Raw genomic sequence first — 20,976 nt, 5'->3', positions numbered from 1 at the left:
GCCGAATTGCTGGCTCGAGGCTACCGGGGATACGGGAACCGCGTCAGAGAGTCACGCGCTGGTCGGGCGCCAGGTACAGCTTGTCGCCCTCGTGCACGCCGTAGGTGTCGTAGAACTCGGCGAGATTGCGCACCACCTGGTTGCATCGGAACTCGGCGGGGGAGTGCGGATCGTTCGCGATCTGATTCTCGAGCGCCTCGGTCGTCATCTCGGTGCGCCAGGTCCGGCCCCACGACTCGAACATGGGCCGGAAGTCCGGCTTGTCTTTGCCATCTCGCTGCTGAACCAGCCGGTAGGCCGCCAGCGAGATCTCGAGTCCGCGCAGATCGGCCAGATTCTCCCCGACGGTGAGTTCGCCGTTCACGTGCTGATCGGCGGGCAACCCCTGCGGCACCAGCGCGTTGTACTGCGCGATGAGCTGTTTGGTCTTGGCCTCGAAGGCCGCCTTGTCCGCCGGTGTCCACCAATCCTTCAGATTGCCGTCGCCGTCGTACTTGGAGCCCTGATCGTCGAAGCCGTGCCCGATCTCGTGCCCGATGACCGCGCCGCCCGCGCCGTAGTTGACCGCGGCCTGCGCGTCCGGATCGAAGAACGGCGGTTGCAGGAACGCCGCGGGGAACACGATCTCGTTGGCGGCCGGGTTGTAATAGGCGTTCACCGTCTGCGGCGGCATGCCCCATTCGGTCTTGTCGACCTTGGTGCCGAGCCGGTCGAACATGCGGCGCGCATCGAATTCGTTTGCCGCGATGAGGGATTCGACGAGCCTGCCGCGCGTGACGGTCAGCTTGGAGTAGTCCTCCCACTTGTCCGGGTACCCGATCTTGGCGTCGATCTTGTCCAGCTTCACGATCGCGGCGTCGCGGGTCGGCGGCGACATCCAGTTCGACGTGCGGAAGTTCTCCCGGTAGGCGGATTTGAGATCGTCCACCATAGCCAGCGCCTGCTTCTTGGCCGACGGCGGAAAGTGCTTGTCCACGTACATTTTTCCGAGCGCCTCGCCCACGGTGCCGTTGACCGTCGCGATGCCGGACTTCCACAGTTCGGGCCGCTGCTGCAAACCCGCCATCTGCCTACCGAAGAAGTCGAAGTACGGATCGGAGATGCTCTTGGGCAGGTTGTTCGCGAATTCGCGCACCAGTCCCAGCTTCAGATAGTCCTTCCAGAGCGCGAGATCGGTCTCGGCCCACAGCCCCGCCGCGCCGGTGACGAACGAGGGCTCCCCGACGTTCACGGTGGCGAAGAGCTCCTTCGGCCGCTCGGTGCTGCCGGTGAGCCAGGGGTCCCAATCGAATTGCGGTCCGAGCGCGACCATGTCCGCCCAGCTCATGGGATTGTTGGTGGCATCGGTGTCGCGGGTGCGGACGTTGTCCCAGTGGAATCCGGCGATCCGCGATTCCAGATCCACGACGCGATCGGCCAGCGCGTCCGGATCCGCGAACCCCGCGCCGGCGGCCATCTTGCGCATGCACGCGCGGTATCCGGCGAGCTGTTCGGCGTTCTCGGGTTTGCGGTAGTACTGCTCACCCAGTCCGAGCCCCGCCTGCATGACGAACGGCTGATAGGCATTGGAATCGGACGGGTTCGCGCCCACACCCAGCCCGATCAACCCCACCCCCGGCAGCGCTCCCATCACCTGGGCCAGCTCCGGCTTGCCCGCGGCCAACTCGATCCGTTCGAACAGCCCGCGCAGCGGTGTCATACCGAGCTGCTCGATCTCGGTCAGATCCATCCGCCCGTCGTACAGATCGCGGATCCGCTGCTCGTCGGTGTTCTTGCCCGGGTTGTGGATGCCCTCCACGATCTCCCGCAGCTGTCCCTCGACCCGGTCGTTGACCTCGTCGAAGGTCCCGAACGACACCTTGTCCGGCGGCAGCTTGTACTCGTTCAGCCACTTGCCGTTGACGAACCGGTACAGATCGTCCTGCGGCCGGACGGCCGCGTCCGAGCCGGACATATCCGGCCCGACCAGCGCCTTCTGCTGATCATCGGGAGAACACGCGGGCAGCAGCGCCGTGGCCGGCAGCACCCCCAGCGCGATCAGGAACCTACGGCGATCGAGAGCGAAGGGGCGCTCATCATTCAACGCGAATCTCCTCTACCGGGGAAAACGGCCATTGCTGGGACGTTGCCGAATCGACGCTAGTGGCTGACCCTGAGCGAGAGCTGAATCACCGCGTTCCCCGGCTTGTCCCGGTCCCGCACCCCGATTTCACTCCTACCTGCGGCTTGGCTACACTTGACCGGTTGCCTGCGGGACCTGTACCCGCAATCCGGCCGCGAACCCCCGGTGGTCGATCGGTTTCCGATCGTGATAACCGCAGGTAGGCGCGCGTTCCGGTGGGTAACTGACCATGCTCGTCGGGTCGGCAATCCGGCGCGCATTTCGTCCAGGTCTAGGAGGAGCTGAAGTGATTCAGCAGGAGTCGCGACTGCGCGTCGCCGACAACACGGGTGCCAAGGAGATTCTCTGCATCCGCGTTCTCGGTGGTTCGGCGCGTCGCTATGCCGGTATCGGCGACATCATCGTCGCCACCGTGAAGGACGCCATCCCCGGTGGCAACGTCAAGAAGGGCGAGGTCGTCAAGGCCGTCGTCGTGCGCACCGTCAAGGAGCGTCGTCGCCCGGACGGCTCGTACATCAAGTTCGACGAGAACGCCGCGGTGCTGATCAAGCCGGACAACGATCCGCGCGGCACCCGCATCTTCGGCCCGGTCGGCCGTGAGCTGCGTGAGAAGAAGTTCATGAAGATCGTTTCGCTCGCTCCGGAGGTGCTCTGACCATGAAGGTGCACAAGGGCGATACCGTGATCGTCGTTTCGGGCAAGGACAAGGGCGCCAAGGGCAAGGTCATCACGGCCTACCCGGCGACCGGCAAGGTCCTGGTCGAGGGCGTCAACCGGATCAAGAAGCACGTCGCGAACTCCGCGAACCAGCGTGGCGCCAGCTCGGGCGGCATCGTCACCCAGGAAGCGCCGATCCAGGCCTCCAACGTGATGGTCGTCGACTCCGATGGCAACCCGACCCGCGTCGGCTACCGCACGGATGAGAACGGCAAGCGCGTTCGCATCTCCCGTCGCAACGGGAAGGACATCTGAGATGACTTCTACTGAGAACAAGGTGCAGCCGCGCCTGAAGGCGCGCTACCGCGCCGAGATCAAGGACGCGCTGCAGAGCGAGTTCAACTACGACAACGTGATGCAGATCCCGGGCGTCGTGAAGGTCGTCGTGAACATGGGTGTCGGCGACGCCGCCCGTGACGCGAAGCTGATCAACGGTGCGGTCGCCGACCTCACCCTGATCACCGGCCAGAAGCCCGAGATCCGCAAGGCGACCAAGTCGATCGCGCAGTTCAAGCTGCGCGAGGGCATGCCGATCGGCGCGAAGGTCACCCTTCGTGGCGACCGCATGTGGGAGTTCCTGGATCGCCTGATCTCCATCGCGCTGCCCCGTATCCGCGACTTCCGCGGCCTGTCGCCGAAGCAGTTCGACGGCAACGGCAACTACACCTTCGGCCTCTCGGAGCAGTCGATGTTCCACGAGATCGACGTGGACAAGATCGACCGTCCGCGTGGTATGGACATCACCGTGGTGACGACCGCGACCAACAACGAAGAAGGTCGCGCCCTGCTCAAGCACCTCGGCTTCCCGTTCAAGGAGAACTGAGAATGGCCAAGAAAGCCCTCGTCAACAAGGCCAACGCCAAGCCGAAGTTCGCGGTGCGCGCCTACACCCGTTGCCAGCGCTGCGGTCGCCCGCACGCTGTCTACCGCAAGTTCGGCCTGTGCCGCATCTGCCTGCGCGAGATGGCCCACCGCGGCGAACTCCCGGGCGTGCACAAGTCGTCCTGGTGACGTAGTCCCTTCGGGGACAGCACATCTGAATCAGCGAAAGCCCTCCCGAGTCCGCTCGGGAGGGCTTTCGCCGTGCTGGTGGAGTCACACCGCGATCAGCGTGAGCAATGGCTCCAGGTCTTTGAAATCGTCGGCGTTGCGAGTGAACAGTGGAAGGTCGTTCGCCGACGCGATGGCGGCGATCATCAGGTCCATTCGGCGTGGCTTGGGGCTACGGCCGGACGCGACAACAAGTTTCGACATCGAGGTGAATCGTCGCGCCGCCGCCGTGCAGAACGGGAGCGCGTCGAAACCGTGCTCGATCGCCAGTAGCCGCTCGGTCCGCAACGCCAGTGCCGTGGGTGTCGACGCGAGTGCGATTCCGAGACCCAATTCCGCGAGGGTGACCGTGCAGATCTTCGCGCGCACCGGCAGTTCGGCATCGTCGATGGTTTCGAGGTCGATGAGAACGCAGGTGTCGAGCAGCCCCTCCGGAAATCGGCCGGTTGGTGTCGGCTCAGTCATCGAGTCGATCCTCGCCGAAGACTGCGTCGATCTCCGCCCGCTCCTCCGCTCCGCTGCCGCTGCGTCCGATACGCGCCAGCACGGCCTTGAGTTCGGTGACCGTCAGATCGCGGGTCGGGGCGATCGGCCGCAGCTCGCCGACGGGCCGTCCGTTTCGGGTGATGACAAAGTCCTCACCGGCTTCCAGGGCGTCCATCACACCGGCGCTGCCGTTGCGCAGCTCGGCTTGGGTGATAGTACGGGTCATCCCCCCAGGATAGCTTCGGGTGCTATCTCTTGCTATATGGTTTGGCGGGTTCCGCAACTGGTTGACGGGCCGTCCGAAATCTGTGCCGAGACCGTGAGCCCGGCCCGGCGCGACATTGGATGGCGAGGCCGTAAGTTTCGCCTTTTTTCGGTGGGTGTATGGCACCCCAACTTTCGTTGACATACAAAGTTCTGCCCCCAAAATTGCCGGGGCACAACATATTTCAAATATCGGCGATGCATTTTCCTGGAACGCTATGGTGCGCTGACTCCGATATCCGGGGGCTGGGAGGTTGGAAAATGCAGAAGATAATGACGTTCTTGGGTGCCGCCGCCGTTGCGGGCGCCGCGGTTCTCGCCGGCACGGGAACGGCGAACGCCTACTACCCCTACGACGTCGAACTGGGCAGCTGCTACGGGTACCTCGACACCAAGATCACCGGCAACGCCGACGAAGCCCGGGCCGTAGGCCGCCAGGACTGGTTCGAGCAGAGCGGCATCTGCCGCTTCTGGCTCGAGCGCAAAACCCCCGACTACGCCTACAAACGCGTCAGCGACGTCTACACCTCGCCCTCCGGCCTCGATGTGAAGCGCACCGGCTGGCACTGGAACGGTTCCCCCAGCGACAGCGTCCTGTCCCGCGTCTGCGTCAAGAACGTCTCAACCAACCAAACCAAGTGCGGTACCGGCCACTAGCCGTTCCGCATCAACGCTGAACACCCGGTCCCGCAGCGCCGGGTCGTTCGCGCTGCCCCGGCTATGCCGCTTTCGCGGCAGGACCGGCCGGTCGAATCAGAATGCGAGCTCGGACCAGGGGATGTGGATCGGGAACGGGTAGTCGAATTCGATTCCGTCCGAATCGGATCGGGTCCACTCGCCCGCGAGGATGTAGTTCGCCGGCCGCAACGGGCGAACGCCATCGACCAGCCGTCCCGGTTCGAGTTCGAGCGCGTGGGCTTGGACGCGGGCGATTGCGCTGGTGTCCGGGTCGAGTGAAACCTCCCAGTACCAAGGGATTCCGGCGCCGGCGTAACGGGTCTTCTTCGCGCCCATCTCCGGTGGAGTGTTGGAAGGTGAGAGAACCTCGCCGACCAGGAGCGTGTCGGCGGCCCGCACATCCTGGTAGGGCGACGAGAGACACTGAAAGATCAAGAAGTCAGGGGTCAGGAAGTCGGACTTTCCACTGTCTCCGAGAAAGACGTTGTTTTCGAAATCGACCCGCCAGCACTGTTCCGGGTGTTCTGACATCGACTCTCGGGCGGAGCGCTCCAACGCGTTCGTGACACGACGGGTGAAGGTTTGATGCTCGCCAGGTCCTCGGCGGAGCCAGACCACCCGGCCGTCCCACAGTTCGATCTGCTCGGCTATCTCTTCGGGAAGCCGCTCGAGCTCCTCCCAGGTCATGAACTCCGGGAGTTCCGGTTGCGCGAGGTTGGGCACGGACATGTCATCAGGGTATTTCGACATATTCGCGTCCTCCCGGGGTTCGTCAATTGGGTCGGTTTCGTCTGGATCCCGCCTGCCCTGTTGTCAGTAGACCCTCTGACCCGTTGGTTGTCACTCACCGCGCTCGATACGGGCGATCCCCGGTACGTCGTCGTTGCTCGGTGACAAGCGTCCCGGCGCGTGCCGGAAACCTCACGATTCGGTCGGCGGCCTATGCTCGTCCCCGACGAGAGGAGAGGCACATGCGCATCGGCATTCTGCTCAACGAGGGTCGCGGTCCGGACGCCCTGACCCGGCTCACCGACGAGGTCGCCACGGCCGCCGCGGACGGTTTCGCCTCCGCCTGGCTCCCGCATATCTTCGGTCTGGACGCGTTGACCGCGCTGGCTGTCGCCGGCAGCCGGGTCCCCGGCATCGAGCTCGGTCCCGCCGTCGTCCCCACCTACCCCCGGCACCCCGCCGCCCTGGCCCAGCAGGCCCGCACCACCGCCCTGGCGCTCGGCCCGAACCGCCTGACCCTCGGCATCGGCCTGTCCCACAAGATCGTCATCGAGAACATGTTCGGCCTCGACTACGACCGCCCCGCCCGCCACATGCGCGAGTACCTCGAGGTCCTGACCCCGCTGCTGGCCGGCCAACCGGCCTCGTTCCAGGGCGAAACCCTCAGCGCGAACGTGGCCCTGTCCACCCCCGCCGAAGGCGAGATCCCGGTCCTGCTGGCGGCTCTCGGCCCCCACATGCTGAAACTCGCGGGCCGCGCGACGGCGGGGACCATCCTCTGGATGACCGGCCCCACCACCATCGCCGACCACATCGCCCCCCTGATCAGCGAAGCGGCCGCCACCGCGAACCGCCCCGCCCCCCGAATCGTCTGCAACCTCCCCATCTGCGTAACCGACGACCCGGCCCCCGCCCGCGAAGCGGCAGGCAAGGCCTTCGCCGTCTACAACACCCTCCCCTCCTACCGCGCCATGATGGACCGAGAAGGTGCCTCCGGCCCCGCAGACCTCGCCGTGATCGGCACCGAAGATCAGGTAGCGGCCCAGCTGGCCACCATCTCCGCTTCCGGCGCAACGGATTTCGTCGCCAGCGTCTACACCCGCGACGACACCCGAACCCGAAAGTTCCTCTCCGACTACGCCTCCGACACAAAGTCGTAGTCGAACAACCAGAATTCGCCCCTGCTGCTTACTCCTCGAGCAGCACGGGCGATTCCACCCGGCACGGGCGATTCCACCTCGTTCCGCGGCCGCGAATACCCGCAATCCCGGCCTCCGGGAACGCCCGCGCCCATTCTCGGCCCCGGTGCTGGTTCGTGTGCTCGCGGAGCCCGTCGGCGTGGTGCGAGCACCGGCAATCGGCGGCTCGATCCCCGAGCCCTCCGCGAAGGGCGCGGTGCGCCGCGACACGACCGATGAACCGCCGCGCGTGACGACTCGCCGAGTGCAGCAACTATTCAGTTGACCATCAGCCGGAATCGGGCACTCGCTCAGCCGATCTCCCTGATACTGGGGTGATGGCACAGCCGGGTGATGGTCGGTCCAACGGGAACTCGGAGCCCACGAGCGTGGGGCAGCGGGCGGGTGGGGGCGGTCAGCCGCTCGGAATCATCGTGGTCGGGGCGGGTATCGCGGGACTCGCTGCCGCGCAGGCGCTTCGCAAGCTCGGCCACGCCGTCACGATCGTCGAGGCCCGGGACCGGATCGGCGGGCGGATCTGGACCGACGACGAGGGCGTCGACCTGGGCGCGCACTGGATCCACGGCACCGAGGGTAACCCGCTCACCGAGCTGGTGGAGCGGCTCGAGATACCGTTCAGCTACGTCGGCGGGGACAGCTCGTACACCGGCGGATTCGACAGCCTGACCCTGTTCGGGCCGGACGGCATCGTCACCACCCCGACGGCGAAGTCCCGCACCCTGGCCCTGGCCGACCAGGTGTTGCACGAACTCGAACAGCGGGCCGAGATCGCCCGCCGACGTGGGCATCCGGACATGTCGCTGGCGAGCGTCCTGGACGAGATCCTCACCGCGGGCGAGCATTCCGCGCAGGACGAGCAGGCCATCAGATACCACCTGAACGTGATCCTGCGCGAGGACGTCGCCGAGGACCCCGCCCGCCTGTCCTTCAAGTACTGGGAGGACGGCTACCGCGTCTACGGCTACGGCGACAGCATCCTGCGCGGCGGGTACCACGCGGTCATCGCCTCCCTCGCCGAAGGCGCGACGGTGGAACTCGGCACCCCGGTCCGTCGAATAGCGCTGAGCGACAGCCACGTCCGTGTGATCACGGACGACAAGGTGCACGAGGCGGACAAGGTCCTGATCACCGTCCCGCTCGGCGTCCTGAAATCCGGCGACGTTCTGTTCGACCCGCCCCTGCCCGACCGCAAACAACAGGCCCTGACCCGCCTCGGCTTCGGCACCCTGAACAAAATCGCCCTGCACTACGACGAAAGGTTCTGGCCCGCAGAGCAATACGTCTTCGGCTACCTCTGCCGCGAGACCGCGAGCTACCCCACCGTCGTGATCAGCATGTGGAAATCGCACGGCAAACCCATCCTGGTCCTGCTCCTGGGCGCATCCCTGGGCCGCGACATGGAATCCTGGCCCGACGAACAGGTCCGCGACTACGCGACCACCGTCGTCAACGACATCTTCGGCGCGAACACGCCTTCCCCCCAGCACATTTCACGCACCGCCTGGAACTCGGACCCCTACGCCCGCGGCGCGTACGCCTGCATCGGCGTCGACGCTTCCCCGCGCGATCTGGACGTTCTCGCCGAGCCCATAGCCGACCGCCTCTACTTCGCCGGCGAGGCCACCAACAGCTACCACTGGGGCTGCGTGCACAGCGCCTACGAATCCGGCCTGCGCGAGGCCGCTCGCATGGCGAACGACTCCTCGCTCTACAGCCCGCCCGCCACCGAGACCGCCCGCCGCCAGCGCCGCGACATCGACCGCATGAAACGCTTCGCCCGCATGCGCATCAGCCACCTGAGCCACGCGCAGATCCGCGAGCGCATGTCCTGCCTCGCCGACGGCATCGACCCCTTCGGCGTCCGCCTCTTCGCACCCCTGGTCGACACCGATCTGGAAACCCTCGCCTCGATGTTCGACGAAATCACCTACGAACCGGGCGATTCCATCTGCAAGGAGGACGACCCCGCACACGGCGTCTACGTCATCGCCGAGGGTGAGGTGGAGATCGATTTCGGCGGCGTCTACGAACGCGCGATCATGTCCCGCGGCGCGGTCCTGGGCAGCCACGACCTGTTCTTCGACGCCAGAACGGCCACCGTCACCGCACACACCCCGGTCCGCCTCTACTACCTGGACCACTACCGCTACAAAACGTTCCTCTACGCCTTCCCCGACGTCATGATGATGATGCTCACCGACTTCGTCACCCGCTGGGAGCAACTCGAAGACGTCCTGGGCGCGGCGACCTTGGCCGGCGCCCGCCGAATCATCCAGAGCCGCCGCGCACCCGTCGCCGAGTCCTGAGTTCGCGCACCCCGAAGTACCGATCGAGCGAACACGACTCCCCGAGCCAAGACCCGAATCCCCGCACCCACCCGGTAAGTTGCGCGCCGGGGGTGATCGATGGGCCCCATGACGTCCGAGGGGGACCCGATGATCCGACGCCTGGCCGCAGCCGCCCTGCCGCTATTCCTGCTGGCGGCCTGCGCCGACGACCAATCCCCGACACGCCCGGCCGGATTCTGGTTTACAGCTCCGCGGAACGACGAGATCCGCCTCGAGGCCCTCGACCGCGCCCGAGCCGTCGACCCCTGCGCGCTGGTTCCGCGCGCAGAGTTGGCGAAGATCGCCCCGATCCGCTCGGTGGAGAACGACGATCGGGATTCCTGTGAAGCCGAACTGGGTTCGGCGGAGGCGAACAAGGGAATCGAGCTCGACTGGGCGGTCGTCTTCGCAACCGTGCAGGAGGGCGCGAAGAGCGCGAAGACCACCATCGCGGGCACGGATGTCCTGCTCGCGGGCGACAAGAACAACATCCCCGAGGACCAGTTCGCCAAGCTCGTCCAGCGAAACTGCACCGCCACAGCCCAATTCCCGGCCGGCGCCGCGCTGATGCTCTTCGTCACCACCCCGCTCGGCACCGAACCCTGTGACCTGGGCGAGAAAGTACTGGGCACCGCGATCGCGGAATTTCTGCAGGAACCGGCCCGCGGCACCTCACCCGACACCGCCGCCACGGTGCTCGACGCGACCGCCGACCCGTGCGACGTGCTGCCGCAGCTGGGCGTCACCGTGAACGCCGCCGACCGTCGCATGCGAACCTGCGACTTCACCTACAAGGGTGACGAGATCTCCCTGCGCTACGAATACGAGGAGCGCGACACCATCCCCGGCCACGACGGACCACCGCTCGACCTGGGCGGCAACTACCCCGTGTACCGGGATGTCTCCGGCGACGACCCCGATGACTTCCACTTCTATACGGCCGTCATCGGCCCCGAGATCAACCCGGCGACCGCGGATCCGACCTTCGGTCCCCGCGTGCCGACGGTCAGCGTGACCGGCAAGAACGACGAGGTCCTCACCGAAGTCCTACGCCGCACGCTGACCCTGTTCCCCTGAACCGCCAACGACACGCCCGGCCTCAGCGCACTCTTTCCGCCCGTGCCAGCCCCACCAATTGAGGCTATGTGGAGCATGTGATTTTCACTACTGTTTCCCGGGGCTGGTCGCGGTGATCGGCCCAGGGAGGAAGTGATGTTCAAGCTGGCAGTGAAAACCGTTGGCGCGGTGTGCTTTACGTCATTCGTACTGCCCGGGGTGCTGGCCCCGGCGGCCTCCGCGTACGTCTCCGCGATCAAGGTCGCCGCGCGGGACAACACCGACTGCACGGTGGCGGTGGGGGACTGCCGCATCTACGTCACCGTCAAAGGAGACGACGTACACGAGCCGATAACCGTCAATGTCAACGACGTCGCGCTGGGGGAATGCCCGATCAAGCATGCGGGCAAGGACTATCTGAAATGCGAGCTGAGCTGGTCACCGGCGGCGAACGGAACGTACGTCATCTCCGCGACCCAGGGCACGCGCACCGAATCGGTGACCCTGAACATCCCGGGCCGGGTGGAGCAGGACGTGGCAACGGGCTCCGCCGACTGGCTCGGCAGACTCGGGACCGGCTCACTGGGTTAGCGATCTCGACGCCCGATCGCTATCGGAGCTCACACCCACCCCGATTTTGCGTGCTCAGAGCGCTTGTCTACACTGAACCGGTTGCCTGGGCACATCTATGTCCGCACGCGTCGTCGTCGCGGCGTTGCTCCAGGCCACAAGCGAATTGATCCGGTCGGGCAATCCCGGCTGGACCGCCCCGAATTGTCGTAGGCCCACGACCGCCGATCTCAGACGGTGCTGGATGGGAACCGCGGCGAGAAAGGTAACGGTCAACCCATGACCATGACTGATCCAATCGCAGACTTCTTGACCCGTCTGCGCAACGCCAACTCGGCGTACCACGATCAGGTGAAGGCTCCCCACTCGAAGATCAAGGTGAACATCGCCGAGATCCTCAAGCGTGAGGGCTACATCTCTGATTACCGCATCGAAGACGCTCAGGTCGGCAAGGCCATCGTCGTCGACCTCAAGTACGGCCCGAGCCGTGAGCGCAGCCTGCAGGGCGTGCGTCGCGTCTCCAAGCCCGGTCTGCGTGTGTACGCGAAGTCCACCAACCTGCCCAAGGTGCTCGGCGGCCTCGGCGTGGCGATCATCTCCACGTCCGCTGGTCTGCTCACGGACCGTCAGGCCAAGCAGCAGAGTGTAGGCGGGGAAGTCCTCGCCTACGTCTGGTAAGGGAGGTAGGAACAATGTCGCGTATCGGTAAGAAGCCGATCCCGGTTCCCGCCGGCGTCGAGGTGTCCATCGACGGCCAGAACATCGCGGTCAAGGGTCCCAAGGGCACCCTGTCGCATGTTATCGCCGAGCCGATCACCGTCGCCCGCGCAGAGTCCGGTGAGCTCGAGGTCGTTCGTCCGAACGACGAGCGTCAGAATCGCGCCCTTCACGGCCTGACCCGCACCTTGGTCTCCAACATGATCGAGGGCGTCACCAAGGGCTACGAGAAGAAGATGGAGATCTTCGGCGTCGGTTACCGCGTGCAGGCCAAGGGCTCGAACCTCGAGTTCGCCCTGGGCTACAGCCACCCGGTCCCGATCGAGGCTCCCGAGGGCATCACCTTCGCGGTCGAGGCTCCCACCAAGTTCTCGGTGTCGGGCATCGACAAGCAGAAGGTCGGCCAGATTGCCGCGGTGATCCACGGCCTGCGCAAGCCCGACCCGTACAAGGGCAAGGGCATCCGCTACGCCGGCGAGGTCGTTCGCCGCAAGGTCGGAAAGACGGGTAAGTAAGCCATGGCACAAACCGAAAACCAGAAGCTGAAGCGTAAGCCGAAGGGCACCGACGCTTCGACTCGTCGTCGTTTGTCCAAGACGCGCCGGCACTTCCGTCTGCGCAAGAAGATCGAAGGCACCACCGTGCGTCCGCGCCTGGTGGTCAACCGCTCGGCTCGCCACATCCACGCTCAGCTGATCGACGACTCGGTGGGCAAGACCATCGCGTACGCGTCGACCATCGAGGCCGATGTGCGCGCCGTCGAGGGTGACAAGTCCGCCAAGGGCGCCAAGGTCGGCGAGCTCATCGCCGCCCGCGCCAAGGCTGCCGGCATCGAGGCGGTCGTGTTCGACCGTGGTGGTCACGACTACCACGGCCGTATCGCGGCGCTCGCGGATGCCGCCCGTGAAGGTGGGCTGAAGTTCTGATGATCAACACTGCAAACGGAAGGAACGTCTGATGCCGGGACGTCAGCGGCGTGACGGCGGAAACAACGGTCCCGCCGGACAGAACAACGGACCTGGCGGCAACGACCGCGACAACCGTGGCCGTGGCCGCGGCGACCGTCGCGATCAGCAGCAGGCCGAGAAGAGCAACCAGCTCGAGCGCGTAGTCGCGATCAACCGCGTCTCCAAGGTCGTGAAGGGTGGTCGTCGCTTCAGCTTCACCGCCCTCGTGATCGTCGGTGACGGCAACGGTCTGGTCGGCGTCGGCTACGGCAAGGCCAAGGAAGTTCCCGCGGCCATCCAGAAGGGTGTCGAGGAGGCTCGCAAGAGCTTCTTCCGCGTCCCGATGATCGGCTCCACCATCACTCACCCGGTTCAGGGTGAGGCGGCGGCCGGTGTCGTCATGCTGCGTCCGGCTTCGCCCGGTACCGGTGTGATCGCCGGTGGCGCGGCTCGTGCCGTGCTGGAGTGCGCTGGTATCCACGACATTCTGGCCAAGTCGCTCGGTAGCGACAACGCCATCAACGTCGTGCACGCCACCGTTGCTGCCCTCAAGATGCTGCAGCGCCCCGAAGAGGTTGCCGCCCGCCGCGGTCTGCCGATCGAGGATGTTGCACCTGCGGGCATGCTGCGTGCGCGTGCGGGACAGGGAGTCTGACATGGCAGATCTCAAAGTGACCCAGACCAAGAGCTCCATTGGCGCCCTGCGTAACCAGCGCGAGTCGCTGCGGACCCTCGGCCTGCGTGGCATTCGCCAGACTGTCGTCCGCGAGGACAACGCGCAGAACCGCGGTCTGATCAACGTCGTGCGCCACCTCGTTCAGGTTGAGGAGGTTTAAGCATGACCATCAAGTTGCACCACCTGCGTCCTGCCCCCGGTTCCAAGACCGAGAAGACCCGTGTGGGTCGCGGTGAAGGTTCCAAGGGTAAGACCGCGGGCCGTGGTACCAAGGGTACGAAGGCTCGCAAGAACGTTCCGGTCCGCTTCGAGGGCGGGCAGATGCCGATCCACATGCGTCTGCCCAAGCTGAAGGGCTTCAAGAACCCGTTCCGCACCGAGTACCAGGTCGTGAACGTGTCCGATATCGCCCGTCTGTTCCCCGAGGGCGGCACCATCGGCAAGGCAGAGCTGGTCGCCTCCGGCCTCGTTCGCAAGAACGAGCTCGTGAAGGTGCTCGGCGAGGGCGAAATCGGTGTGGCCGTTCAGGTCTCCGCCGACAAGTTCTCCGGCTCGGCCACCGAGAAGATCACCGCTGCCGGTGGCTCCGCCACCGTCCTCGGCTGATCTTGCCGAGCGACCTGCAAGCAGTCGCTACGGATCGGTAATCTAGTTTCAGTGACACCGGGTGAGCGCAGAGCTCACCCGGTGTCACTGTTAGAGTTCAAGTGTTGTCTGCCAACACTGTCATGGGGATTCGGCGTTCCGTCGTTGTAGCCATGGCCTGACCCATGTCGTTCGCCAGGAGGATCTGTGCTTTCCGCCTTCGTGTCGGCTTTCAGGACCCCGGACTTACGGCGGAAGATTCTCTTCACGCTGGGGCTGATCGCGCTCTACCGGATCGGCGCCGCGCTGCCCTCCCCGGGCGTCAGCTACAAGAACATCCAAGAGTGCGTCGAGCTGGTGAACGGCGGCGATTCCGCCGGCATCTACCAGCTGATCAATCTCTTCTCCGGTGGTGCCCTGTTGCAGCTGTCGGTGTTCGCGATCGGCATCATGCCGTACATCACCGCGAGCATCATTATCCAGCTGTTGACGGTGGTTATTCCGCGGTTCGAGGAACTGCGTAAAGAAGGCCAATCGGGTCAGAACAAAATGACCCAGTACACCCGATATCTGTCGATCGCCCTGGCGGTCCTGCAGGCGACGGGTCTGGTGGCGCTCGCAGCGCGCGGTCAGCTGCTGCGCGGGTGCCCCAAGGACATCCTGGCCGACACCTCCATCTTCGGCATGATCATCATCGTGCTGGTCATGACCGCGGGCGCCGCCCTCGTCATGTGGTTCGGCGAGCAGATCACCGAGCGCGGTGTCGGTAACGGCATGTCGCTGTTGATCTTCGCCGGTATCGCGGCGCGAATTCCGGCCGAGGGCAAGATGATCCTCGACAGCCGTGGCTGGGGCGTGGTCGGCATGGTCGCCGCCGCCGCACTGGTCGTGATCGTGGGTGTCATCTTCGTCGAGCAGGGTCAGCGCCGAATTCCGGTGCAGTACGCCAAGCGCGTGGTGGGTCGCAAGATGTACGGCGGCTCGTCGACCTATCTGCCGCTGAAGGTGAATCAGGCGGGCGTCATCCCCGTCATCTTCGCCTCGTCGCTGTTGTATCTGCCCAACCTGCTCGCCCAGCTCACGCAGGACACCTCCGGCGGAGATATGTCCAAGTGGCAGGAACTGATTCAGAAGTACCTGGTCAACCCGAGCAACCCGGTCTACGTCGGAATCTACTTCGCGTTGATCGTGTTCTTCACCTACTTCTACGTCGCGATCACCTTCAACCCGGAGGAGCGCGCGGACGAGATGAAGAAGTTCGGCGGCTTCATTCCGGGCTACCGTCCCGGCAAGCCGACCGCGGACTACCTGAACTATGTGCTGAGCCGGATCACCCTGCCCGGATCGATCTACCTCGGTGCGGTTGCCGTGCTCCCGAACCTGCTGCTCGGCATCGGCGCCGACAGCGGCGTACAGAACCTGCCCTTCGGCGGTACCGCTGTGCTGATCATTGTGAGCGTGGGCCTCGATACCGTGAAACAGATCGAGAGCCAATTGATGAATCGAAATTACGAAGGGTTCCTCAAGTGAGAGTTGTTCTGCTCGGACCGCCCGGTGCCGGCAAAGGCACGCAGGCCGTCCTGCTGTCGGAAAAGCTTGGTGTACCGCACATCTCCACCGGGGATCTGTTCCGTGCGAACATCGGCCAGCAGACCGCGCTGGGCCGCGAGGCGCAGAAGTACATGGACGCCGGGGATCTGGTTCCCAGCGATGTGACCAACCGCATGGTCGAGGCTCGCATCGCCGAGCCGGACGCCACCAATGGCTTCGTGCTGGACGGCTACCCGCGCACGGTGGATCAGGCCGACGCCCTGGAGAAGATGCTCAAGGAGTCGGGCCATGCGCTCGACGCCGTGCTCTGCTTCGTGGTGGCCGAGGACATCGTGGTCGAGCGCATGCTGGCGCGCGGCCGCGGTGACGACACCGAGGAGACCATCCGCAACCGCATGCGCGTCTACCGCGAGGAGACCGAGCCGCTGCTCGACCACTACGACGGTCTCGTCGTGTCGGTCGAGGGCATCGGCGAGATCGCGGACGTGAACGCGCGGGCGCTGTCGGCGCTGGGTCGCTGAATGGTCTTCGGCCGCAAGAACAAGAAGGTGGTGCCGTTCCGCACCGCCGGTGAGTTGGACGCGATGGCGGCGGCCGGCGAAATCGTCGGCCGCGCGCTGGTGGCGGTGCGCAATGCCGCCAAGCCCGGGGTCTCGACCCTGGAGCTGGACGAGGTCGCCGAGCAGCTCATCCGCGAAGCCGGAGCGATCCCGTCCTTCAAGGGCTACAACGGCTTTCCGGGTTCGATCTGCTCGTCGGTGAACGACCGCGTCGTGCACGGCATCCCGACCAAGGACGACGTCCTGGCCGAGGGTGATCTCGTGTCCATCGACTGCGGCGCGATTCTCGATGGCTGGCACGGTGATTCGGCGTGGACGTTCGGCGTCGGCAACATCATCGAGGCCGACCGCCTGCTGAGCGAGGCGACCCGGATGTCGATGGAGGCCGGCATCGCCGCGATGATCGCCGGTAACCGCCTGACCGACGTCTCGCACGCCATCGAGCTGGGCACCCGCGCGGCCGAGGTCGAGCACGGCCGGTCCTACGGCATCGTCGACGGCTACGGCGGTCACGCCATCGGCCGCAAGATGCACATGGATCCGTTCCTGCCCAACGAGGGCGCGCCCGGCAAGGGCCCGCAACTCGTGGTCGGCTCGGTGCTGGCGATCGAGCCGATGCTCACCCTGGGCACCACGGAAACCGTGACCCTCGAGGATGATTGGACCGTGGTGACCAGCGACGGCACCCGTGCCGCCCACTGGGAGCACACGGTCGCGGTCACCGAAGACGGCCCGCGGATCCTGACCCTCCGCCCGGAGTAGTACACGCTTTCACCGAACGCCGCGATCCCTTCGGGGGTCGCGGCGTTCGGTGTTTTCATGCCTGCTCGGGCACCGCGAATGTCGTGCCGACCGCGGAAACCGCCATGGGATGCACGGCCGTCCGGCCACGGTCGTGCCTGCTGTCAGGCGATGCGAATGTGTTTGACGCCCACCAGTGCTCGCCGCAGCCGACCTCGTAGCGGACCGTCGGCATCGGCGGTGAGCCTTACTCCGGCGGAGTTGGCGATCCGCTCGGCGACCTCGGGAATCCCGATGTGATCGGTGCGGATGTGTTCCCCGAACTCGCTGCCGCGCAGACTCTTCAGGCAATCATCGACTCGATCGACCGCGAAACTCTCGTGCCGCAACCCCCACAGCGAGCGCTCCCGTAGCCGGCGCAGCACCGTCTCCCGCTCGGCGAGCAGCGCGAAATGCCGTACGTCGTGGCCGATTTCCCGCAGTCGCCCCACGGTTTCCGCGAAGTACGCGGGCTCGACCACGGTCATGGGCGCGATCACCACCCCGTCGTGCTTGCGCAACACCAGATCGAGCACCTCCACCACCCCCTGCCGCCAGGCGGTCAGATGCTGAAAGTCCTCCCGCAACTCCCGGGGCATGGCTCGATGCAACCCGAACCCCACCATCTCCGGGTCGCACACGACACTTCCGGCCAGTCGCCGATGCAGCTCGAACGCGGTCTGCGTCTTGCCCCCGCCGAACGGCCCGTTGATCCAGATCAGCATCCCGCCACCCTAGGCGCGCTCCCGCCCGGCCCGCCGAATCCGCCGGTCACGGTCGCCGGTAGCGGTGTCGGATCCGTCCCCGGATGGCAGGGCGTCGAGCGTCGATCCGCGCGGATCTCGTGCTCGTGCGGGCCGGGCAGGCTGATCTCGATCGTGGGGTGCACCGCGGTCTCGATCCGTACGGGGAGCTAGTCGAGGAAGAAGGCCAGGGTCTTCTCGTCGGAATCCAGGATCTCGTCCGCCGCCACGCCGAGTTGTCGCGCGAGCTCGGCCGAACCGGTGAGGGCGGCCTCCACGTCGGGGGTGAAGGCCCGGTCCAGCAGCCCGAGGTAATCGGCCATGCTCGCCTCGAGCCTGTCGATGAGCTCCCGATGCTCGGCCGCGAGTTGCTCCGTGAGCAGGCGTTGCTGGTCGAGATACCGTGCGATCGCCTCCGCCTCCCGCTGCGAAAGGGCGGACGAGACAGCCCGGTACATCACGGTGCCGACGGTGTTGCCGATGACGGCGCCGAGGATCGGCACCGGAATCGCCGCCTGTCCCAGGAAGGACGACAGCGCGCTCACCGCCGCCTCCAGTGAGACCAACTCGGCGTTCTCGATGAACTCCAGTTCGTCGATCTCGCCGCGGCGGAACTTGTTGGCCTGCGCGGCGATTCCGAACGACGCGGTGACGATCGAACTGGCCACGGCCGCCGGTGTCGCGGTGAAGTTCGTCAGCGTGTAGGTGCTCATACCGCGCACGCCGCCCTGCACGAAGCCCAGCCCGATGCCGGTCCAGTCTTCTCGGGTGAAGTCCTCGAACTTCATGCCCTCCCTGCGCTTCTGGACGATGGCCAGCACGATGGCGGTTCCGCCTTCGATGGCTGCCGATGCGAGCGTGGCTTTCACGCCTTCCCGCATCGACAGCAGGCTCGCCTGATAGTCGCTGTCCCGCAGCGATTTGTCGGTGGCGCGCAGGGAATCCTGCTCGGCCCTCAGCGTGGCTTCGTAGCTGTCCCGCTGCACGTCGTGATAGTCCAGTGCCGAGGGCTCGATCGATTCGACGCCGATCTGCCCTTCCGCGAAGAACGCTCGAACGCGCTGCCAGTCCCCGAACGAGGGGCCGTCGCCGCCGCGCGTCAATAATCTGCCCGCGTCCTCGGGCGACATGGCGTGTAGTTCGCGCACCACCCTGAAGTGGTCGCCGGGGATCTGGTACTTCCCGCCGTCCCGTACGAAGTCGGGATACCTGCCGAGGTGTTCCGCGATGGCGCCGAGCCCGAAGCGGCCACCGGCGGCGACGAACTTCTGCTGGATTTCGACCTCGCCGCGCATCAGATCGACGGGTCCGTTGTCATTGACCCACCGGTAAACCGCGCCCCCGCCTAGAATCCGGCTCCGCGCGTTGCCGACTCCTACCTCGGCGATCTCGGCGATGAAGCCGTGCATTCCCTTCACACCGCCGCGATTGGTCTCGACCACTTTGGAGCCGATGTCCTTGACCGTCACCTCGATGGTGGCAAGGGCTTCAGCCAGATTCAGGTTTCGCTGCTTATAGGCGCTCACAAGCTCCTCGAGCCGGAGCTGGTTCAGATAGCCCACCCACGCCGCGACAGCCTGCTCCTGGTTGCTCTTCGCGAGTCTCGTGCTGTCGTCGACGATCTCACTCACCGGGCGCGTCCTGCTCGACGCGGCGGCTCAGCAGCGCCGCACATGCTTTCGTGTTGTTGACCAGAGCGGCCAGCTGTGACTGTCGGGCCGGCTCCAGCGTCCGGAAGTCGGCGCCGAACAGTCTCAGTGCTCCGCCGTAGCTCGTGACGAGCAGGCCGCGCAGGGCTGCGGTGCGCTCCAGCAGATCGCTGATCTCCGCATCCATACCCCGCACCAGGGCGGTGTTGCGCGTGAGCGCGGTCAGCGCCTCCTGCTTCGCCTCGCGGTTCTCGAACTTCTTCCGGGCCAGAAGCGCGATCGATGCGAGTAGGGTCGCGCCCGCGATCCCCCAGCCGACCGGACCCGCGAGCGCGAGTAGTGCGCCGCCCCCTGCGATTCCGTTACCTCCGGCAGCAAGTGCACCACCGCCGAGCCAGGCCAGAGCCGCCTTGGTCGCGGCCGCTCCCGAAAGTGTCGAGATCGCGGAGCCCGTCGAGGCAGTGCCGAACGTGGTGGCGACCCATATCGCGGCCGACGGGGCCATGCTCGCCACCGCGGCGCCGGCGGTGAACCCAGCGCCCGCACCCGCCGCGGACTGACGTGCGGCTGCCAAGTCGCGCTGGGCGAACTCTGTGGCATCGACGAAAGATGTTTTATCTGCATTGATTTCGATGAAGTCGCGCTCGAACGACTTCGGCGTACACGCGATGCTGTTGACGAGCGACTCGACCAGCTCGATCAGGTCCGCCGCGCGCTCCCGCTGCCGCAGCAGCGATAGTCCGGCGTCGTTCATCAAAGTGAAAGCGCCGTTGTATTCGACAATGGCCTCTTCATAGGGGTCGGGCTTCTTCGCGGTCAGCTTCTCCACGGTGCCGACCGCGGAGTCCTTGAAGTCACCGGCCTGCACGGCCAGATGCGTCGAGCTGTTTCGCGCGAACCGCCCGAGCCCGTCCAGGGACTTACCCAGACTTTCCCTGGCCTTGTCCATGCTGAGTGGTTCGGTCATCGTGCCCCCGGATTCATCACGGGTCACCTACTCGGAAACGTAGGTTTACCCTCCCGGCAGAAGGGTATAACCATCCGCTGACGCGCGATGAGATACCGATCGGTAAGCGCTATTCGCGAACAATGCACTCTAGGTACAGGTTTCGCGCGCTCAGCCCTCCAGCATCAGCGTGACCGGTCCGTCGTTGATCAGCTCCACCTGCATGTGCGCCCCGAACTGCCCCGTGGCGACGCTCGCCCCGAACGCCCGCAGCGTCTCCGCGAACAAATCGACCAGCGGTTCGGCGACGGCCCCCGGCGCGGCAGCGTTCCACGACGGCCGCCGCCCTTTCGCGGTCTCGGCGTACAGCGTGAACTGGCTGATCACCAGGATCGGCGCGTTCAGGTCGGCCGCCGACCGCTCCCCGTCGAGTATCCGCAACCGGAACAGTTTGTCCGCCAGCGCTTTCACGGTGGCCTCGGTGTCGGTGTGCGTAACCCCGACCAACGCCACCAGCCCGTGCGGTGCGTCACAGGCCCCGGGATCGATCGCACCGACAACTTCGCCGTCGACGCTGACCCGCGCCGAGCTCACCCGCTGCACCAGTACTCGCACGACCTGATC

General features: G+C 65.6%; 26 protein-coding genes. 18 read left to right on the top strand and 8 right to left on the bottom strand.

Going from position 1 to position 20,976, the window contains the following annotated elements; translation table 11 throughout:
- Positions 1-43: 43 nt before the first annotated feature.
- Complete coding sequence (locus ACFVBH_RS29430) at positions 44-2,083, bottom strand: M13 family metallopeptidase (RefSeq protein WP_379006513.1); 2,040 nt, start codon at positions 2,081-2,083, stop codon at positions 44-46.
- Positions 2,084-2,408: 325 nt separating this feature from the next.
- Here ACFVBH_RS29430 and rplN point away from each other — a divergent pair, with 325 nt between their 5' ends.
- The 4 genes from rplN to ACFVBH_RS29410 are packed head-to-tail and all read left to right on the top strand — an operon-like array spanning position 2,409 to position 3,850.
- On the top strand, positions 2,409-2,777 hold the full coding sequence (gene rplN, locus ACFVBH_RS29425) for a 50S ribosomal protein L14 (RefSeq protein WP_354986627.1): 369 nt from the start codon (positions 2,409-2,411) through the stop codon (positions 2,775-2,777).
- Positions 2,778-2,779: 2 nt separating this feature from the next.
- Positions 2,780-3,094, top strand: coding sequence for a 50S ribosomal protein L24 (gene rplX, locus ACFVBH_RS29420; RefSeq protein WP_354986626.1), 315 nt, complete (start codon positions 2,780-2,782; stop codon positions 3,092-3,094).
- A 1-nt stretch (position 3,095) separates the two neighbouring features.
- Positions 3,096-3,662: a 50S ribosomal protein L5 gene (gene rplE / locus ACFVBH_RS29415; protein WP_354986625.1), complete on the top strand. Its 567-nt coding sequence runs from the start codon at positions 3,096-3,098 to the stop codon at positions 3,660-3,662.
- A 2-nt stretch (positions 3,663-3,664) separates the two neighbouring features.
- Positions 3,665-3,850, top strand: coding sequence for a type Z 30S ribosomal protein S14 (locus ACFVBH_RS29410; protein WP_067695781.1), 186 nt, complete (start codon positions 3,665-3,667; stop codon positions 3,848-3,850).
- Positions 3,851-3,934: 84 nt separating this feature from the next.
- Here the strand turns inward: ACFVBH_RS29410 and ACFVBH_RS29405 are convergent, their stop codons facing one another.
- Both ACFVBH_RS29405 and ACFVBH_RS29400 read right to left on the bottom strand, forming a co-directional pair.
- Entirely contained in the window at positions 3,935-4,354 is a 420-nt protein-coding gene (locus ACFVBH_RS29405; RefSeq protein WP_379006508.1) for a type II toxin-antitoxin system VapC family toxin, read from the bottom strand.
- Positions 4,347-4,601 (bottom strand): type II toxin-antitoxin system prevent-host-death family antitoxin, encoded by a 255-nt coding sequence (locus ACFVBH_RS29400; protein WP_354986623.1) that lies wholly within the window; start codon positions 4,599-4,601, stop codon positions 4,347-4,349. The genes ACFVBH_RS29405 and ACFVBH_RS29400 overlap by 8 nt, the downstream gene beginning before the upstream one ends.
- Before the next feature lie 311 nt (positions 4,602-4,912).
- Between ACFVBH_RS29400 and ACFVBH_RS29395 the strand changes: the two genes are divergently transcribed.
- The gene (locus tag ACFVBH_RS29395; RefSeq protein WP_354986622.1) at positions 4,913-5,296 is read left to right on the top strand and encodes a hypothetical protein; all 384 of its coding nucleotides are present in this window, start codon (positions 4,913-4,915) and stop codon (positions 5,294-5,296) included.
- 96 nt (positions 5,297-5,392) lie between these two features.
- Here the strand turns inward: ACFVBH_RS29395 and ACFVBH_RS29390 are convergent, their stop codons facing one another.
- Positions 5,393-6,046 (bottom strand): Uma2 family endonuclease, encoded by a 654-nt coding sequence (locus ACFVBH_RS29390; protein ID WP_379006505.1) that lies wholly within the window; start codon positions 6,044-6,046, stop codon positions 5,393-5,395.
- Positions 6,047-6,288: 242 nt separating this feature from the next.
- Here ACFVBH_RS29390 and ACFVBH_RS29385 point away from each other — a divergent pair, with 242 nt between their 5' ends.
- From ACFVBH_RS29385 to map, 13 genes are all read left to right on the top strand, one after another.
- Complete coding sequence (locus ACFVBH_RS29385) at positions 6,289-7,206, top strand: LLM class F420-dependent oxidoreductase (protein ID WP_379006502.1); 918 nt, start codon at positions 6,289-6,291, stop codon at positions 7,204-7,206.
- Between the two features lie 356 nt (positions 7,207-7,562).
- On the top strand, positions 7,563-9,551 hold the full coding sequence (locus ACFVBH_RS29380; RefSeq protein ID WP_379006498.1) for an FAD-dependent oxidoreductase: 1,989 nt from the start codon (positions 7,563-7,565) through the stop codon (positions 9,549-9,551).
- 129 nt (positions 9,552-9,680) lie between these two features.
- Positions 9,681-10,649: a hypothetical protein gene (locus tag ACFVBH_RS29375; protein ID WP_379006496.1), complete on the top strand. Its 969-nt coding sequence runs from the start codon at positions 9,681-9,683 to the stop codon at positions 10,647-10,649.
- A 135-nt stretch (positions 10,650-10,784) separates the two neighbouring features.
- A complete protein-coding gene (locus tag ACFVBH_RS29370; RefSeq protein WP_379006493.1) occupies positions 10,785-11,219 on the top strand; it encodes a hypothetical protein in 435 nt (144 codons plus the stop codon).
- Positions 11,220-11,477: 258 nt separating this feature from the next.
- Positions 11,478-11,876: a 30S ribosomal protein S8 gene (rpsH, locus tag ACFVBH_RS29365; protein ID WP_354986617.1), complete on the top strand. Its 399-nt coding sequence runs from the start codon at positions 11,478-11,480 to the stop codon at positions 11,874-11,876.
- 14 nt (positions 11,877-11,890) lie between these two features.
- Positions 11,891-12,430 (top strand): 50S ribosomal protein L6, encoded by a 540-nt coding sequence (gene rplF / locus ACFVBH_RS29360; RefSeq protein ID WP_354986616.1) that lies wholly within the window; start codon positions 11,891-11,893, stop codon positions 12,428-12,430.
- 3 nt (positions 12,431-12,433) lie between these two features.
- Positions 12,434-12,841 carry a 50S ribosomal protein L18 gene (rplR, locus tag ACFVBH_RS29355; protein WP_354986615.1) on the top strand — a complete coding sequence of 136 codons (408 nt, stop codon included), beginning with the start codon at positions 12,434-12,436 and terminating at the stop codon, positions 12,839-12,841.
- A gap of 31 nt (positions 12,842-12,872) precedes the next feature.
- The gene (gene rpsE / locus ACFVBH_RS29350; RefSeq protein WP_354986614.1) at positions 12,873-13,517 is read left to right on the top strand and encodes a 30S ribosomal protein S5; all 645 of its coding nucleotides are present in this window, start codon (positions 12,873-12,875) and stop codon (positions 13,515-13,517) included.
- A 1-nt stretch (position 13,518) separates the two neighbouring features.
- Positions 13,519-13,698: a 50S ribosomal protein L30 gene (gene rpmD / locus ACFVBH_RS29345; protein WP_153809684.1), complete on the top strand. Its 180-nt coding sequence runs from the start codon at positions 13,519-13,521 to the stop codon at positions 13,696-13,698.
- Positions 13,699-13,700: 2 nt separating this feature from the next.
- Positions 13,701-14,144 carry a 50S ribosomal protein L15 gene (gene rplO, locus ACFVBH_RS29340; protein WP_354986613.1) on the top strand — a complete coding sequence of 148 codons (444 nt, stop codon included), beginning with the start codon at positions 13,701-13,703 and terminating at the stop codon, positions 14,142-14,144.
- Between the two features lie 186 nt (positions 14,145-14,330).
- Positions 14,331-15,653 (top strand): preprotein translocase subunit SecY, encoded by a 1,323-nt coding sequence (secY, locus tag ACFVBH_RS29335; RefSeq protein WP_354986612.1) that lies wholly within the window; start codon positions 14,331-14,333, stop codon positions 15,651-15,653.
- Entirely contained in the window at positions 15,650-16,195 is a 546-nt protein-coding gene (locus ACFVBH_RS29330; protein ID WP_354986611.1) for an adenylate kinase, read from the top strand. Before secY ends, ACFVBH_RS29330 begins: the two co-directional genes overlap by 4 nt.
- On the top strand, positions 16,196-16,996 hold the full coding sequence (gene map, locus ACFVBH_RS29325) for a type I methionyl aminopeptidase (protein ID WP_354986610.1): 801 nt from the start codon (positions 16,196-16,198) through the stop codon (positions 16,994-16,996).
- A 143-nt stretch (positions 16,997-17,139) separates the two neighbouring features.
- Here the strand turns inward: map and ACFVBH_RS29320 are convergent, their stop codons facing one another.
- From ACFVBH_RS29320 to dtd, 4 genes are all read right to left on the bottom strand, one after another.
- Positions 17,140-17,739 (bottom strand): AAA family ATPase, encoded by a 600-nt coding sequence (locus tag ACFVBH_RS29320; protein WP_379006486.1) that lies wholly within the window; start codon positions 17,737-17,739, stop codon positions 17,140-17,142.
- Positions 17,740-17,927: 188 nt separating this feature from the next.
- On the bottom strand, positions 17,928-19,388 hold the full coding sequence (locus ACFVBH_RS29315) for a hypothetical protein (RefSeq protein ID WP_379006484.1): 1,461 nt from the start codon (positions 19,386-19,388) through the stop codon (positions 17,928-17,930).
- On the bottom strand, positions 19,381-20,373 hold the full coding sequence (locus ACFVBH_RS29310) for a hypothetical protein (RefSeq protein WP_379006482.1): 993 nt from the start codon (positions 20,371-20,373) through the stop codon (positions 19,381-19,383). The genes ACFVBH_RS29315 and ACFVBH_RS29310 overlap by 8 nt, the downstream gene beginning before the upstream one ends.
- Before the next feature lie 150 nt (positions 20,374-20,523).
- Positions 20,524-20,967, bottom strand: a complete 444-nt coding sequence (gene dtd / locus ACFVBH_RS29305) for a D-aminoacyl-tRNA deacylase (protein WP_379006480.1) — start codon at positions 20,965-20,967, stop codon at positions 20,524-20,526.
- Between the last annotated feature and the right edge of the window lie 9 nt (positions 20,968-20,976).

The sequence above is a fragment of the Nocardia sp. NPDC057668 genome (genome assembly GCF_042799795.1).
GTDB lineage: Bacteria > Actinomycetota > Actinomycetes > Mycobacteriales > Mycobacteriaceae > Nocardia.
This window is presented reverse-complemented; position numbering and strand designations above follow the sequence as displayed.

Excerpts from the sequence above, each read along its gene's own strand:
- ACFVBH_RS29395 (WP_354986622.1), top strand. The coding sequence starts at position 4,913 with ATGACGTTCTTGGGTGCCGCCGCCGTTGCGGGCGCCGCGGTTCTCGCC.
- rpsH (WP_354986617.1), top strand. The coding sequence starts at position 11,478 with ATGACCATGACTGATCCAATCGCAGACTTCTTGACCCGTCTGCGCAAC.
- ACFVBH_RS29410 (WP_067695781.1), top strand. The coding sequence starts at position 3,665 with ATGGCCAAGAAAGCCCTCGTCAACAAGGCCAACGCCAAGCCGAAGTTC.
- ACFVBH_RS29375 (WP_379006496.1), top strand. The coding sequence starts at position 9,681 with ATGATCCGACGCCTGGCCGCAGCCGCCCTGCCGCTATTCCTGCTGGCG.
- rpsE (WP_354986614.1), top strand. The coding sequence starts at position 12,873 with ATGCCGGGACGTCAGCGGCGTGACGGCGGAAACAACGGTCCCGCCGGA.
- rpmD (WP_153809684.1), top strand. The coding sequence starts at position 13,519 with ATGGCAGATCTCAAAGTGACCCAGACCAAGAGCTCCATTGGCGCCCTG.
- ACFVBH_RS29390 (WP_379006505.1), bottom strand. The coding sequence starts at position 6,046 with ATGTCCGTGCCCAACCTCGCGCAACCGGAACTCCCGGAGTTCATGACC.
- rplX (WP_354986626.1), top strand. The coding sequence starts at position 2,780 with ATGAAGGTGCACAAGGGCGATACCGTGATCGTCGTTTCGGGCAAGGAC.
- ACFVBH_RS29320 (WP_379006486.1), bottom strand. The coding sequence starts at position 17,739 with ATGCTGATCTGGATCAACGGGCCGTTCGGCGGGGGCAAGACGCAGACC.
- rplO (WP_354986613.1), top strand. The coding sequence starts at position 13,701 with ATGACCATCAAGTTGCACCACCTGCGTCCTGCCCCCGGTTCCAAGACC.
- rplR (WP_354986615.1), top strand. The coding sequence starts at position 12,434 with ATGGCACAAACCGAAAACCAGAAGCTGAAGCGTAAGCCGAAGGGCACC.
- ACFVBH_RS29385 (WP_379006502.1), top strand. The coding sequence starts at position 6,289 with ATGCGCATCGGCATTCTGCTCAACGAGGGTCGCGGTCCGGACGCCCTG.
- ACFVBH_RS29380 (WP_379006498.1), top strand. The coding sequence starts at position 7,563 with ATGGCACAGCCGGGTGATGGTCGGTCCAACGGGAACTCGGAGCCCACG.
- ACFVBH_RS29310 (WP_379006482.1), bottom strand. The coding sequence starts at position 20,373 with ATGACCGAACCACTCAGCATGGACAAGGCCAGGGAAAGTCTGGGTAAG.
- rplE (WP_354986625.1), top strand. The coding sequence starts at position 3,096 with ATGACTTCTACTGAGAACAAGGTGCAGCCGCGCCTGAAGGCGCGCTAC.
- rplF (WP_354986616.1), top strand. The coding sequence starts at position 11,891 with ATGTCGCGTATCGGTAAGAAGCCGATCCCGGTTCCCGCCGGCGTCGAG.
- ACFVBH_RS29400 (WP_354986623.1), bottom strand. The coding sequence starts at position 4,601 with ATGACCCGTACTATCACCCAAGCCGAGCTGCGCAACGGCAGCGCCGGT.
- ACFVBH_RS29370 (WP_379006493.1), top strand. The coding sequence starts at position 10,785 with ATGTTCAAGCTGGCAGTGAAAACCGTTGGCGCGGTGTGCTTTACGTCA.
- map (WP_354986610.1), top strand. The coding sequence starts at position 16,196 with ATGGTCTTCGGCCGCAAGAACAAGAAGGTGGTGCCGTTCCGCACCGCC.
- ACFVBH_RS29405 (WP_379006508.1), bottom strand. The coding sequence starts at position 4,354 with ATGACTGAGCCGACACCAACCGGCCGATTTCCGGAGGGGCTGCTCGAC.